This is a genomic window from Bacillus multifaciens, assembly GCF_030756675.1.
GTDB classification, from domain to species: Bacteria; Bacillota; Bacilli; order Bacillales; family Bacillaceae_G; genus Bacillus_A; species Bacillus_A multifaciens.
Map to the genome: position 1 here is coordinate 1 of NZ_JAVBXD010000014.1, position 12,723 is coordinate 12,723.

Annotated in this window: 17 protein-coding genes; 14 read left to right on the top strand and 3 right to left on the bottom strand. The window is 35.0% G+C overall.

Annotated elements, in window-relative coordinates:
* Nucleotides 1–310: 310 nt before the first annotated feature.
* Both Q9306_RS10910 and Q9306_RS10915 read right to left on the bottom strand, forming a co-directional pair.
* Nucleotides 311–523, bottom strand: coding sequence for a hypothetical protein (locus Q9306_RS10910; protein WP_306198214.1), 213 nt, complete (start codon nucleotides 521–523; stop codon nucleotides 311–313).
* A 106-nt stretch (nucleotides 524–629) separates the two neighbouring features.
* Entirely contained in the window at nucleotides 630–1,496 is an 867-nt protein-coding gene (locus Q9306_RS10915) for a metallophosphoesterase (RefSeq protein WP_306198453.1), read from the bottom strand.
* Nucleotides 1,497–1,694: 198 nt separating this feature from the next.
* On the opposite strand from Q9306_RS10915, the gene fadH reads away from it, so the two are divergent.
* The 3 genes from fadH to Q9306_RS10930 all read left to right on the top strand — a co-directional run bounded on the left by fadH (nucleotide 1,695) and on the right by Q9306_RS10930 (nucleotide 4,573).
* The gene (fadH, locus tag Q9306_RS10920; protein WP_306198216.1) at nucleotides 1,695–2,459 is read left to right on the top strand and encodes a 2,4-dienoyl-CoA reductase; all 765 of its coding nucleotides are present in this window, start codon (nucleotides 1,695–1,697) and stop codon (nucleotides 2,457–2,459) included.
* Nucleotides 2,460–2,679: 220 nt separating this feature from the next.
* On the top strand, nucleotides 2,680–3,897 hold the full coding sequence (locus Q9306_RS10925; RefSeq protein ID WP_306198219.1) for an EAL domain-containing protein: 1,218 nt from the start codon (nucleotides 2,680–2,682) through the stop codon (nucleotides 3,895–3,897).
* 184 nt (nucleotides 3,898–4,081) lie between these two features.
* Nucleotides 4,082–4,573, top strand: coding sequence for a DUF3993 domain-containing protein (locus Q9306_RS10930; protein WP_306198222.1), 492 nt, complete (start codon nucleotides 4,082–4,084; stop codon nucleotides 4,571–4,573).
* A 51-nt stretch (nucleotides 4,574–4,624) separates the two neighbouring features.
* Here the strand turns inward: Q9306_RS10930 and Q9306_RS10935 are convergent, their stop codons facing one another.
* Nucleotides 4,625–4,864: a glutaredoxin domain-containing protein gene (locus tag Q9306_RS10935; RefSeq protein ID WP_306198225.1), complete on the bottom strand. Its 240-nt coding sequence runs from the start codon at nucleotides 4,862–4,864 to the stop codon at nucleotides 4,625–4,627.
* Nucleotides 4,865–5,255: 391 nt separating this feature from the next.
* Here Q9306_RS10935 and Q9306_RS10940 point away from each other — a divergent pair, with 391 nt between their 5' ends.
* The 11 genes from Q9306_RS10940 to Q9306_RS10990 all read left to right on the top strand — a co-directional run bounded on the left by Q9306_RS10940 (nucleotide 5,256) and on the right by Q9306_RS10990 (nucleotide 12,537).
* Complete coding sequence (locus Q9306_RS10940) at nucleotides 5,256–5,492, top strand: YkuJ family protein (protein WP_020059327.1); 237 nt, start codon at nucleotides 5,256–5,258, stop codon at nucleotides 5,490–5,492.
* A 187-nt stretch (nucleotides 5,493–5,679) separates the two neighbouring features.
* The gene (locus Q9306_RS10945; protein WP_306198229.1) at nucleotides 5,680–5,829 is read left to right on the top strand and encodes a hypothetical protein; all 150 of its coding nucleotides are present in this window, start codon (nucleotides 5,680–5,682) and stop codon (nucleotides 5,827–5,829) included.
* Nucleotides 5,830–5,903: 74 nt separating this feature from the next.
* Nucleotides 5,904–6,422, top strand: coding sequence for a ribonuclease H-like YkuK family protein (locus Q9306_RS10950; protein WP_306198232.1), 519 nt, complete (start codon nucleotides 5,904–5,906; stop codon nucleotides 6,420–6,422).
* 87 nt (nucleotides 6,423–6,509) lie between these two features.
* Complete coding sequence (gene abbA, locus Q9306_RS10955) at nucleotides 6,510–6,701, top strand: antirepressor AbbA (protein WP_098916347.1); 192 nt, start codon at nucleotides 6,510–6,512, stop codon at nucleotides 6,699–6,701.
* Nucleotides 6,702–6,917: 216 nt separating this feature from the next.
* A complete protein-coding gene (gene cbpB, locus Q9306_RS10960) occupies nucleotides 6,918–7,361 on the top strand; it encodes a cyclic-di-AMP-binding protein CbpB (RefSeq protein ID WP_306198235.1) in 444 nt (147 codons plus the stop codon).
* Nucleotides 7,362–7,436: 75 nt separating this feature from the next.
* Nucleotides 7,437–8,294: a transcriptional regulator CcpC gene (ccpC, locus tag Q9306_RS10965; RefSeq protein ID WP_489670928.1), complete on the top strand. Its 858-nt coding sequence runs from the start codon at nucleotides 7,437–7,439 to the stop codon at nucleotides 8,292–8,294.
* Between the two features lie 71 nt (nucleotides 8,295–8,365).
* Nucleotides 8,366–9,088 (top strand): 2,3,4,5-tetrahydropyridine-2,6-dicarboxylate N-acetyltransferase, encoded by a 723-nt coding sequence (gene dapD / locus Q9306_RS10970; RefSeq protein WP_090914268.1) that lies wholly within the window; start codon nucleotides 8,366–8,368, stop codon nucleotides 9,086–9,088.
* A 57-nt stretch (nucleotides 9,089–9,145) separates the two neighbouring features.
* Complete coding sequence (locus Q9306_RS10975) at nucleotides 9,146–10,276, top strand: N-acetyldiaminopimelate deacetylase (RefSeq protein WP_306198457.1); 1,131 nt, start codon at nucleotides 9,146–9,148, stop codon at nucleotides 10,274–10,276.
* A gap of 216 nt (nucleotides 10,277–10,492) precedes the next feature.
* The gene (locus Q9306_RS10980) at nucleotides 10,493–11,041 is read left to right on the top strand and encodes a peroxiredoxin (RefSeq protein WP_306198237.1); all 549 of its coding nucleotides are present in this window, start codon (nucleotides 10,493–10,495) and stop codon (nucleotides 11,039–11,041) included.
* Nucleotides 11,042–11,113: 72 nt separating this feature from the next.
* Nucleotides 11,114–11,572, top strand: coding sequence for a TlpA disulfide reductase family protein (locus Q9306_RS10985; RefSeq protein WP_306198239.1), 459 nt, complete (start codon nucleotides 11,114–11,116; stop codon nucleotides 11,570–11,572).
* A 98-nt stretch (nucleotides 11,573–11,670) separates the two neighbouring features.
* Nucleotides 11,671–12,537 (top strand): cytochrome C oxidase assembly protein, encoded by an 867-nt coding sequence (locus Q9306_RS10990; RefSeq protein ID WP_306198241.1) that lies wholly within the window; start codon nucleotides 11,671–11,673, stop codon nucleotides 12,535–12,537.
* Nucleotides 12,538–12,723: the final 186 nt, after the last annotated feature.

Below are 12,723 nucleotides of genomic sequence, written 5' to 3' on the forward strand. Positions count from 1 at the left end.
CATGTTTTATTTTCAAGTTTTGTATTTCTTAATTATACAAAAATGTACCATACAGAGAGAGACTTTTTTAGTGTCTACTCTATAGGGTACATTTTATTTTTTGGAGGGACGAGAGCATCTGAAGCGGTTAGTGCCTTTTCCTACCACATGCAAGATAGAAAGTGAAAGTAAGGTATTTTTTCGCCTGTAAAGCAGCAGTTTACATGTTGAAAAATGAAAATAGATGTATTTGCACGTAATGGAATAAGGGATACATATAGAATAAAGGCCTCGATTCGAGGCCTTTTTCACATAGTTGTTTCTATTTACATTAGTAAAAATATGGTGTTGGACAAGGAGGGCCGTAGCAAGGGTAAAATGGAGGTGGATAGTATGGTCTAGGGCCAAATGCCAATGCCCCGCCGATTATACCTCCTGCAAGACCGGCTAGAAAAGGGAATCCGAAAAATGGTATAAATCGTGAATTTCCAATCGGACCAACTGGAGCTGAGCGAAATGGAATTGGCTGATAATGTGGATACATGTTAAAACCTCCTTCAATGAACTCATTGTTATCATATGGGAAAATAACGTGGATGAGCGAGTACAAGAGAGAATGATGCTGAAAATAGGCGAAACACTTTCCTATATTATGTCGATTGTAATGTGAAGAGTGTAATTTCCGGCTTTGCTAAAAATCGAAGTGGTACACGCGTTGTTCCAATGCCTCGATTTACATACAATAACAATTCATACTCTTTCTTAATATGATAAAAACCTTCAATATAGTGCTTAGCAAATGTCGGAGTAATAATGGCGCCAAAGAAAGGGAATTGTACTTGTCCGCCGTGACTGTGTCCAGAAAGTTGTAAATTAATAGGGAAATTTGCAATATGAGGTGCAACATCGGGTTCATGAACGAGAACAATCGTATAAAGATGATCTTGCGCTTGTTTTAAGATACCATGTATGTCAGGGGTTCCGAGCATGATATCGTCAATACCGAAAATAGAAATTTCACTTCCATCTAGTAGACGTATACGTTTTTCAGCATTTTGTAATATTTCAAATCCGGATTGTTTCATGATGTGACTGTAGTATTCTGTTCCGTATCCACCATGATCATGGTTACCAAAAATAGCAAATTTACCGAGCGGAGCATGAATCGTTTGTAAAATTGATGAGACAAATGGAGTATCTTCATATGTTTGATAATTGTCGATTAAATCTCCAGTAAAGAATACGATGTCGGGTTTTTTTTCATTTATTTTTGCAACTACTTTAGAAAGTTGCTGCAGTGAGTAATAATACCCTAAATGTAAATCGCTAAATTGAACAATTTTAATGCCGTTAAACCCATGTGGAATAAGTGGAGAGTGAAGTGTATGATTCGTAAAAGAGAGAAGGGATGGCTCTATAAACCTTGCATAATAGTAACCTGTTCCAGTCGTTATACAAGTGTATAATAGTGTACGAATGCTTTTTTTTATAAAATTTCTTCTTGTAATTTGATTCATATTCATATGAGCGAGATGATAGAAAATGATAAAAGTAGATAGACGTGATTTGTTATAATGATTCGCTGCGTATCTTCTCTCCTTTCGCTAATAAATAGTGTATTTTATTAAAAGATATCAGAAAAATTTAAATTTATAAAGAATTCTGTCGTGTAAAATGATAAAATGAATATGTATTCATTTTAGGGAGGGAAAATTATGACAGAAAAGGTAGTTGTAATTACAGGTGGTTCAAGTGGAATGGGAAAAGGAATGGCAACTCGTTTTGCAAAAGAAGGAGCGCGAGTTGTAATTACAGGACGTACACTAGAAAAATTAGAAGAGACTAAGAAAGAAATTGAACAATTTGAAGGACAAGTATTACCTGTACAAATGGATGTGCGGAATATTGAGGATATAAAAGGAATGATTGAAACAATCGATAAAGAATTCGGCCGCATCGATGTACTAGTAAATAATGCAGCAGGAAATTTTCTTTGTCATGCTGAAGATTTATCGCCAAATGGTTGGAATGCTGTTATTAACATTGTGTTAAATGGTACATTTTATTGTAGTCAAGCAATCGGTAAATACTGGATTGAAAAAGGGATAAAGGGAACAATTATTAATATGGTTGCAACTTATGCATGGGATGCGGGTCCCGGTGTTATTCATTCCGCAGCAGCAAAAGCGGGTGTGTTAGCAATGACGAGAACGCTTGCTGTTGAGTGGGGACGTAAATATGGAATTCGTGTGAATGCAATTGCTCCAGGACCAATTGAACGTACAGGGGGAGCCGATAAGCTATGGATATCTGAAGAAGCTGCGAAGCGCACATTACACAGCGTACCACTTGGCAGGCTTGGAACACCAGAAGAAATTGCTGGTCTTGCTTTTTATTTATGCTCTGAAGAAGCTGCGTACATAAATGGAGCTTGTATTACAATGGATGGTGGTCAGCATTTGCATCAATATCCGTTTTAAGAGGGGGGGATTTGTGACTAATTTGTGACATTTTAAAAGAGAGTCTTTACAGAAAATTGTTTATAAGGTATATTTAAGACCTCTTTTTTCTTCATAGTAGAATTGCTAATTCCCCTTAGCATTTTACCCCTCTAATCCCTTCAGGAGAACTGAAGGGATTTTTTATTATTTTTTTTACATAACGTGTTATAATCTTGAAAAGCAAAGGGGGGGGAGAACTATGGTAGATGCATTAGATGTGATGAGTAATTTGGATAAAGTCCTTCCTTATTATCAAGCTATTTTTAGTGCAGATGAACATACTGTAATTGGATATGAAGTAGTAGGACGTATACAAACAGAAGAAGGGATTCACAGTCTTGCTGCGTTTTTTCGCGATGATTCGATTCCATATGAATTTCAACTTGAAGTAGATAATATTATTTTAGGAAAAGCATTGGATCGGTATTTGGAAACAGATCAATCATGTTTATTATTTGTGCATCGTAATGCGCATATATTAATGAGTGATGAAAGTGAAAGTTTACTGCATTTATTATTAATGTATGAGAAGAAAGGGCTTTGTTTAAATCGTATTGTATTAGAAATAACAGAACATGATTTTAAAGAAGATATTGAACAGTTTAACCATTTGCTTATGTATTACCGTACATATGGTATTCAAGTTGCGATTAATAAGGTAGGAACAGGTACAAGTAATCTCGAACGAATTAGTATGTTAACTCCTGATATTCTAAAGGTAGATTTAACAAATTTACGTCAGACGGCGTTGTTACAATCGTACCAGGATATTTTATATTCATTATCACTCTTGGCGAGACGCATTGGAGCAACATTATTGTATGAAGATATTGATGCATTCTATCAGTTGCAATATGCGTGGAAAAATGGTGGAAGATATTACCAAGGTGATTATTTGAAAGAATCTTTGTCTAATTTTATTGATAAAGACATTTTGAAAGAGCGCCTTGGCAGTGAGTGCCATCAATTTATTCAGCGTGAAAAACGAAAATTGCAGAAGGTTTATGAACTAACAGAAACGCTTCGAGAATATGTTGGGAATGTATTAGCAAAACAGAAAAAAATAGAAGATTTTAATAAATGGCTAATGAATTTTAGTCAACAAGTGACACATTGTAGTTTTCGTATTTTTATTTGTAATGAAGACGGATTTCAAAAATCAGGAAATGTTATGAGAAAAGACGGAGAATGGGTGTTAATGCCAGAGTATTATATGAAAAATTGGAGTTGGCGTCCGTACTTTTTAGAAAACATTATGAAACTACGTTTTGAGAAAAAGGGAAGATTGTCTGATTTATACGGGGATCTTGAAACTGGTGAATTAGTTCGGACATTTTCGTTTCCTATTGATGATGAGCATTATTTATTTATTGACTTATCTTATGAATTTTTATATGAAGAAGATGTTTTATTATAATGCACGAAATATTTCGTGCATTTTTTTGTTTGTTTTTATCATAAATTGGTAATAGTGACAACTATGATAAGAATGGTGTCTATCGTTGTAAACATTTTACGAACGAAAGCTACTCTTTCAGTGCATAATCATTGCTACAATGAATAGTAGAAGGATAAGCTCTTTTTACAAGGAGGGTGCGAAAATGAAGAAATATGGGATTTGGATTGTGCTATTTCTTTTCGTTGCATTTGTAATTGGACAAGGTGTGACAACAGTGCTTGGAAAAGAAGAAACAAAAATCGATCAAAATGAAATATTTGAAACGATTCAAAAGGGATATGAAGCGCAGTTCTCTATTCGTAGTAAGCGACTATCGATGGATAAAATGTATGATACATTATCTCCTTATTTCACGGATAACTTTCTTCAAGTTTTTACGGATGAAAATAATCAAGATGTAAAACGGAGCGCGCAATATTTGTTACCTACAAAAGAAGCACCATTTACTTTTTCATCCAAAACAAAAATTGTATACAATCAAGAGTATAATTTGTTATACGTGTATGAACGGAATATAAAAACAGAAGAGTATCAAATTATTACACTGCAAAAAAACGGTGATAAATGGAAAATGGCGGGATATCATGAAAATAAACAGCTCTTATCTGAAATAGAAAAATACGAAAAAGAGTAAAGTGAAACTCTTGTCATGGAGGGGTTATCCTAAAATGACAGGAGTTTCATTTTATTGTTCGATTCCTAAAAGTTGTTGTAATTTTTCGATTTGAAATCCTGCTACAACTTCCCCGTCTACAACAACAGTTGGGGTAGAATAGGACTCATAATCATAGAGAAGACGATTGCGAGCAGCAGCGTCTTTTTTGATATTGTATTCTGTGAAAATAACATCATTATGCTTTAGAAATTCTTTTATAATTTGACATGGTGGGCAATCAGGTTGTGTGTATACATCTACTTTCTTCATATAGTTCCTCCTCTACAATTTATTTTCATTATATTCTCGTATATAAAAAACTTCAATAAAGTGAAACTTCTATCAGTGAGGAGTTTACTGCTCGTTAATGTAGGAGCAAGTAAAATTTATATTAACATAACAAGTTTTTTATCGAGAACAAATTGAATAATCCTTATTTATCTTTTTTACAACATTGATATAAAATTTTTCTGTTAAATGCGTAAGAAAGGCAGTAGAAGTGTAGATTTCGGCTTTTTGTATGTTTTTTCGACAAATTTTAGTTGAGTTTCTTGCTCATAAGCATTATCCTAGGGTGTGGGACATTTTTTCAGTTATGACGGATAGAATGAGTATTGCTGTAAAACCTATTCGTAGGAACATTAGAGAAAGGGGAGATTTCATGTCTCTGCTCCAAGGAATTTTAACTCGTCTTGTTAGTCTAAAAGAACAAGCTGAAAGCGGCGAAGTAGCACAACGCTATTTTGAAGTGAACGGTGAACGCAAATGTAGCGTAAAATATTTTGATAAAAGCGATATGTACGAGCTAGAAGTGTATCAACAAGGAGAAAAACCACAAGTATATCAATTCGATAATATTGATATGGTTGCAATCGAAATTTACGATATTCTTTCTTGATACATAAAAAGAAGGTGCCTCAAAAAATGAAGGCACCTTCTTTTTTTATGATGAATAAGATTCTCTCTCTGACCCTAAACTGATAACGCATTCTATAAAGTGAAGTTTTCATCAATCGTGCTCTTACGGATAGGTAGCTTTAAGATAGAGGCCTGATTATAAGCGGCGATATAAAGAGGTGAGAAAAGTGGAAAAAATGCCGATTGTTGTGTGTCCAAAATGTCATAAACAGTCAGAAATTACACATGTGTTAACAGCACAATCGAATCAAAATGTTATTTTTAAATGTCCGTTTTGTGCATATTTAATACGCAATATCGAAACGAGTAAAGGATAAGTAAGGCATATTTTGTTGCTTTGTCCCATACAATGAGAATACGAAAGTCTGTCTATGAGAAGGGACGTGACTGTATGGGCGGAGAATATCAATTTTACAATTTATCAGAGCGACACATGAGTTTCGAAACTGTATTTTCAAGAATTTGTCATTTTATTCGAAGTGCACCGCGCAACATGTATCGATTGTCAATTGGAACAGATTCACAAGTACATCAAAATGATACACGTTTTATTACAGCTATTCATTTGCATCGCGTTGGAAAAGGAGCTTGGGGGTGCTTATATCACCAAACGATAAAGCGAAAGCCCCCAAGTTTACGGGAAAAAATTTATTTGGAAACGCAATTTAGTCAAGAGATCGCTTGTTTATTTACACCTGAGCGAATACAACAACTTTGGGATATTCTTTATCCGTACTGCGGAGAAGGTGCTGAATTTGTAATGGAGATTCATTTGGATATTGGAAAATATGGTTTGACGAGAGAGTTTATTTCGGATATGACAAATAAGATTACAGCAATGGGATTAACACCTAAAATTAAACCCGATTCATATGCGGCGTTTAGCTATGCAAATCGGTACACGAAATAATTTTTGTACTGAATTTTCAATCTGTTAAATAAAGGGCATATTTTATATAATAAATAAATAAGGACGGTTTAATAAGGGGAGGAAAAAATGAGTAGAGAAATTGATTTAACAAAAGAGGAACAAAATTTATTGTTAGATGTGTTGTTTCGACAAAATTATGCGAGTGAAATACTTTCCGTTGAACTTTCTGATATTGAAAACGGGCGAAAGAAAACAGATGTATCTCATTACAAACGAATTACAAGCTTATTTGCTCGTCTGAAAAACGAAGGATATTAAGGCTGCCAGAATGGTGGTCTTTTCTTTTGTTTCTATGGTAAAATGAACTGTGATTATTTATTTTAAATAAGAAAATAGGGACAGATAATAATATGTAAACGCTGTCATAAACTGAGAATAGAAATGAGAAAGTAAAACATTACTTGAACGAATTGTTTTTTACGATTGGTTTACAATTGCTACTTGTTAGAATGAGTCAAAGTGGGGGATATCAATATGATTAGCATTCCAAAAGAAGATTTTCAGCAAGTTTTTGTAAAGGACTTAATGATTTCATCGGAAAAAGTAGCACATGTTCAAATTGGAAATAGTTTGGAGCACGCTTTACTTGTTTTAGTGAAATCTGGCTATTCAGCAATTCCAGTATTAGATCCGATGTACAAATTGCATGGATTAGTAAGTACAGCGATGATTTTGGATGGTATTTTAGGGCTAGAGCGAATTGAATTTGAAAAACTAGAGGATATGAAAGTAGAAAGTGTGATGAAGGGAGATATTCCACGCCTCAAGTTACAGGATTCATTTTCAAAAGCATTGGAGATGACGATTGATCATCCATTTGTATGTGTTGAGAACGAGGAAGCGTATTTTGAAGGGATTTTGACGCGTCGTGCCATTTTAAAATTACTAAATAAAACAGTGAGACGATTTAATCGATAATGTTGGAAAAGGCGACTTCAACTGAAAGAAGAAGTCGCCTTTATCGTTCAGTTGTAACGAAAGAAGGGGAAAACATTGCAAATTGATGATTTTCAGATGATGGTTATTTTAGCACAAGAGTTAAATATGAGAAAAGCCTCTGAGCGCTTATTTGTATCACAACCAGCGCTTAGTCAAAGGCTTCAATCGATGGAAAAACAATGGGGAATGAAATTTTTTATTCGCTCTCAAAAAGGATTAACGATTACACCAGAAGGTGAAAAAGTAGCGAATTATGCTAAAGATATGTTGCAACGAGAGGAAGCGATTAAGAGTGAACTAGCAACTTTTCAAACGGAAACATATGGGACTTTAAAGATTGCTGTTGCCTCTGTCATTGGGCAATATTGGTTGCCGCCAGTTTTAAAGATGTTTGTACAAAAGTATCCATCCGTAAAAATCTCTCTCTTTACAGGCTGGAGTAGTGAAGTGCAAAATCACTTTTACGAAGGTGATGTTCATGTAGCGATTTTGCGAGGAACACAAGAATATAAAGGTTATAAGAAACAATTATTTGAAGATGAATTGTATTTAGTTGATACAGAAATTAAGGATATTTCCATGTTAAAAGACACCAATAGGCCATTCATTCAATTCAAAAGTGATTCAACATATTATGGACAAATTCAAAATTGGTGGTATGGTTTATTTTCTAATCCCCCTAAACGTACGATTGTTGTCGATCAAATTGAAACGTGTAAACAACTTGTTTTAAATGGTATCGGTTATGCACTTTTACCCTCTACTGTTTTAAAAGAAGTAAGGGAAAAGACATATAAAACTCCAGTAAAACTGACGAGAGAAACGTGGTTATTAACAAGTGAATCAGCTAGACAATTAAAACAAGTGCAGGCGTTTTTAGATATTATTGAAGAAATTCAAGCAGGAAAATAAGATTATTTTCTTGCGAGGAGTCTTCTCGTTTGGTAGAGTAACAGTATAAATGGATTTAGGAGGCAACAAGCATGAAAATGATGGATGCAAACGAGATTATCTCGTTTATTCAAAAAAGTGAGAAGAAAACTCCTGTAAAGGTATACATAAAAGGGGATCTAAAAGAAATTACATTCCCAGAAACAGTACAAGCGTTTGTAAATAAAAAATCAGGCGTATTATTTGGGGAATGGTCTGAAATTAAGACAATCCTTGAAGAAAATAAAAAACATGTTGTAGATTATGTTGTAGAAAATGATCGTCGTAACTCTGCAATTCCAATGCTTGACTTAAAAGGCATTAAGGCACGTATTGAACCAGGTGCTATTATTCGTGACCAGGTTGAAATTGGTGATAATGCAGTTATTATGATGAACGCAACAATTAACATTGGTGCTGTAATTGGTGAAGGCTCAATGATCGATATGAATGCAGTACTTGGTGGACGTGCAACAGTAGGTAAAAACTGCCATGTAGGAGCTGGAGCTGTACTTGCAGGCGTTATCGAGCCACCTTCTGCAAAACCAGTTATCGTTGAAGATGATGTTGTAATTGGTGCAAATGTAGTAGTCTTAGAAGGTGTTACAGTAGGAAAAGGTGCAGTTGTTGCGGCGGGTGCAGTTGTAACAGAAGATGTACCACCATACACAGTTGTTGCAGGAACACCAGCGCGTGTTATTAAAGAAATTGACGAAAAAACAAAAGCGAAAACAGAAATTAAACAAGAACTTCGTCAACTGAACCCAGAAGAATAAAAAAGAAAGCGTAAGGGCTTGTAGGCTCTTACGCTTTTTATCAATGGTGGTGAAACGATAATGGTAAATAAATTTATTCAAATGCGGAGAGATTTACATCAAATTCCGGAGCGTGGTTTTCAAGAATGGAAAACACAGCAATATATTTTGAATTATATAAATACTCTCCCGTGTGAGTATGTAGAAGTAAAGACATGGAAAACAGGTGTCATTGTAAAAGTACATGGCAGTAATCCGAAAAGAACAATTGGTTACCGTGCTGATATCGACGGACTTCCAATTACGGAAGAGACAGGATATGAATTTTCTTCATTACATGAAGGGATGATGCACGCATGCGGGCATGATATGCATACGACAATTGGTCTTGGGTTATTAACAGCTTTTGTTACAGAGCGAATTGATGATCATCTTGTTTTTATTTTTCAACCAGCTGAGGAAGGGCCGGGTGGCGCTCTTCCGTTATTACAAAGTGAAGAGTTACAAGCATGGAAACTAGATATGATTCTCGGGCTTCATATTGCACCAGAATATCCAGTAGGGGCAATTGCGACAAAAGAGGGATTACTTTTTGCGAATACATCCGAACTATACATTGATTTGAAAGGGAAAGGTGGACATGCAGCATATCCCCATACAGCAAACGATATGATTGTTGCCGCAAGCCATCTTGTCACACAACTGCAATCTGTTATTAGTCGCAATGTCAATCCACTAGATAGTGCAGTTATTACAATCGGTAAAATTACTGGTGGAACAGTACAAAATATTATTGCGGAAAAGGCTCGTTTAGAAGGAACGATACGGACATTATCTGTTGAATCTATGAAACGAGTAAAGGAACGGATTGAAGCAATTGTTGCAGGAATCGAAACGTCTTTTGGGTGCACAGCGCATATTGATTACGGAGCGATGTATCATCAAGTATATAACGATGAAACGTTAACGAAGGAGTTCATGAAGTTTACGGACGAACATACAGATATGAATGTAATCACTTGTACAGAAGCGATGACAGGAGAAGATTTTGGATATATGCTACGTGAGATTCCAGGCTTTATGTTTTGGCTTGGTGTCGAATCTGAATATGGACTGCATCATGCGAAATTACAGCCAGATGAATCAGCAATTGAAAAAGCGATTTTATTTTTAACAACATACGTAAAATGGAAAGGGAACAGAGCGTAATGCTTGTTCCTTTTTTATGTCGATTTTTTATTTGTATTTATTTAGTACATTTTTTTTGTAATTCTAGCACAATACTTTATAATGGTAGGTAGGGGAAAGAGTTGGTAGTTACTCGTTTTATAATAATTATTAAATGATATTGACTGAAAACCATTTTTTCCCATATAATATAAGAGTAGACAAGATATGACTAAAAGTTAACGGAGGTTGGTACATATGGCAGAACGTATGGTAGCAAAACAAGCTCCACGATTTGAGATGGATGCTGTTATGCCAAACAAAGAATTTGGTAAAGTAAGCCTTGAAGAGGTTATGAAACAAGACAAATGGACTGTGCTTTTCTTCTATCCAATGGATTTTACTTTCGTATGTCCAACAGAAATTATCGCACTTTCTGATTGTTATGATGAGTTCGAAGACTTAGATGCAGAGGTAATCGGTGTATCAACTGACACAATTCATACTCATTTAGCGTGGATTAACACTGACCGTACGAAAAACGGTTTAGGTGAGTTAAAATATCCATTAGCTGCTGATACAAATCATGTAGTATCTCGTGATTATGGCGTATTACTTGAAGAAGAAGGAATTGCGCTTCGTGGTCTATTCATTATTAGCCCAGAAGGCGAATTAATGTATCAAGTTGTCCATCATAACAACATTGGACGGGAAGTTGACGAAGTACTCCGTGTTCTTCAAGCGCTTCAAACTGGTGGACTTTGCCCAGCAAACTGGAAACCAGGTCAAGAGACTTTAAACGTTTAATTTTTGAATGAATGAACAAGGTCTAGCAAATTGTTGTTAGACCTTTCTCTACATATATAAGGGGGAAATGTTATGAAATTACGTGAACCAATGCCTTCCTTAGAAGGAGCAACGACTGTACTAAATGGAGAAGTAGTTAAAGAAGCGCTAATTGGCGATAAACCAACATTGATTCATTTTTGGTCTGTTAGCTGTCATTTATGTAAAGAAGCAATGCCGAGTATTAATGAGTTCCGTGATAACTATAAAGATAAATTAAATGTAATTGCTGTACATATGCCGCGTTCAGAAGAAGATCTGGATCTTGAGAAAGTGAAAGCAGTAGCAGAGGAGCACGGTATTGTACAGCCTATTTTGGTGGACAATAAGCATGTGATTACAGACTCCTTTGAGAATCAATATGTACCAGCATATTACGTGTTTGATAAAAACGGTGTATTGCGCCATTTCCAAGCGGGTGGTAGCGGTATGCAAATGTTAACAAAACGAGTAAATCGCGTTCTTGATGAAGCTGAAAAAGAAGCTGAATAAAGGAAAGCCTCCCATGTAGCAGGGAGGTTTTTATTTACATTTTATATGAAATTTGTGTAAAATTAATATGGTACATAGAGAAAAAGGTAGGGGATAGTGTGCAAATCGGAAGTACTATACTATGTTTCTTTTTATATACATATGTAATTGTAGCAGCAATTTATTTTGGTGTTAGTTTCTATACATATTGCTTAGCAAAAAAAGAAAATTATACGAACACATATGAGTGGGTGAAAGAGTATTTATCACCTGTTGCCGAAATTATGAATGCATTTGCTCTATTTTTATTTGTTGGATTAATCGCTTTTTCAACGAGTTTGGTTGGAAATAAAATGACTTTATTTATCCTTGGTGCCATTATTTTTATGTTACTAGGAATTCGAATTGGTAATATGGTATTTTGGAATAAGTCACTGGTGGAAGGCTATACTGGCATATGCATTCCAGGCTTGTTAGCTGCAATTGTTACGAATATAGAACATGAGTATTATCAGCTTCATTTTTGGTTAATTATTATTCTAACAGTTGTCTCTGTCTTATACATAAGCGCGACCTTTTTAACGTATTGCGCACATAAACGAGAAGACAGGAAGGCGGTATTACTCTTTCGAAAGTGGGCTTTATTTTGGAGTGTTCCAACAATGATTGTTATAGGAGCAATTGCAATTGCTGTGAACGGATATGAGCTAGTAGGCTGGCAAAAGATGATGGAAATGTGGTGGGTGTTTATTGTTTCTTTTATTGGCTTTTTAGGAGCAACTCATTATTTATTTCATCAGCATCACTATCAGCTTGCGATTTTATTTGCTTTTATAAATTTACTATTTGCTTTTTTTGGACAAGAAACATTAATGTTCGTATTTCAAACGTTCAGCTCGTTTGGAAATATATTTATCTTTGGTATGTTAGTATGTATGCTAGCTTTTTATTTACAACAATTTTTTTATATTCAAAAACAGAAATAAGAGTGAACAGGCAATTAATGCACGTTATGAAAGCGGCAAAACAACTACCTTAAGAATGTGATGAATCTAGAAGAGATAACTGCTGGTGAGAAGTTTTTTTCCATTATTAGGAATGGAAAAACAATAATGGACGTTTCACTTTGTAAAATATGCTACAATGATAGTTGGTTATGATGTATAGGGGAA

Excerpts from the sequence above, each read along its gene's own strand:
- Q9306_RS10910 (WP_306198214.1), bottom strand. The coding sequence starts at position 523 with ATGTATCCACATTATCAGCCAATTCCATTTCGCTCAGCTCCAGTTGGT.
- Q9306_RS10915 (WP_306198453.1), bottom strand. The coding sequence starts at position 1,496 with ATGAATCAAATTACAAGAAGAAATTTTATAAAAAAAAGCATTCGTACA.
- fadH (WP_306198216.1), top strand. The coding sequence starts at position 1,695 with ATGACAGAAAAGGTAGTTGTAATTACAGGTGGTTCAAGTGGAATGGGA.
- Q9306_RS10925 (WP_306198219.1), top strand. The coding sequence starts at position 2,680 with ATGGTAGATGCATTAGATGTGATGAGTAATTTGGATAAAGTCCTTCCT.
- Q9306_RS10930 (WP_306198222.1), top strand. The coding sequence starts at position 4,082 with ATGAAGAAATATGGGATTTGGATTGTGCTATTTCTTTTCGTTGCATTT.
- Q9306_RS10935 (WP_306198225.1), bottom strand. The coding sequence starts at position 4,864 with ATGAAGAAAGTAGATGTATACACACAACCTGATTGCCCACCATGTCAA.
- Q9306_RS10940 (WP_020059327.1), top strand. The coding sequence starts at position 5,256 with ATGTCTCTGCTCCAAGGAATTTTAACTCGTCTTGTTAGTCTAAAAGAA.
- Q9306_RS10950 (WP_306198232.1), top strand. The coding sequence starts at position 5,904 with ATGGGCGGAGAATATCAATTTTACAATTTATCAGAGCGACACATGAGT.
- abbA (WP_098916347.1), top strand. The coding sequence starts at position 6,510 with ATGAGTAGAGAAATTGATTTAACAAAAGAGGAACAAAATTTATTGTTA.
- cbpB (WP_306198235.1), top strand. The coding sequence starts at position 6,918 with ATGATTAGCATTCCAAAAGAAGATTTTCAGCAAGTTTTTGTAAAGGAC.
- dapD (WP_090914268.1), top strand. The coding sequence starts at position 8,366 with ATGAAAATGATGGATGCAAACGAGATTATCTCGTTTATTCAAAAAAGT.
- Q9306_RS10980 (WP_306198237.1), top strand. The coding sequence starts at position 10,493 with ATGGCAGAACGTATGGTAGCAAAACAAGCTCCACGATTTGAGATGGAT.
- Q9306_RS10985 (WP_306198239.1), top strand. The coding sequence starts at position 11,114 with ATGAAATTACGTGAACCAATGCCTTCCTTAGAAGGAGCAACGACTGTA.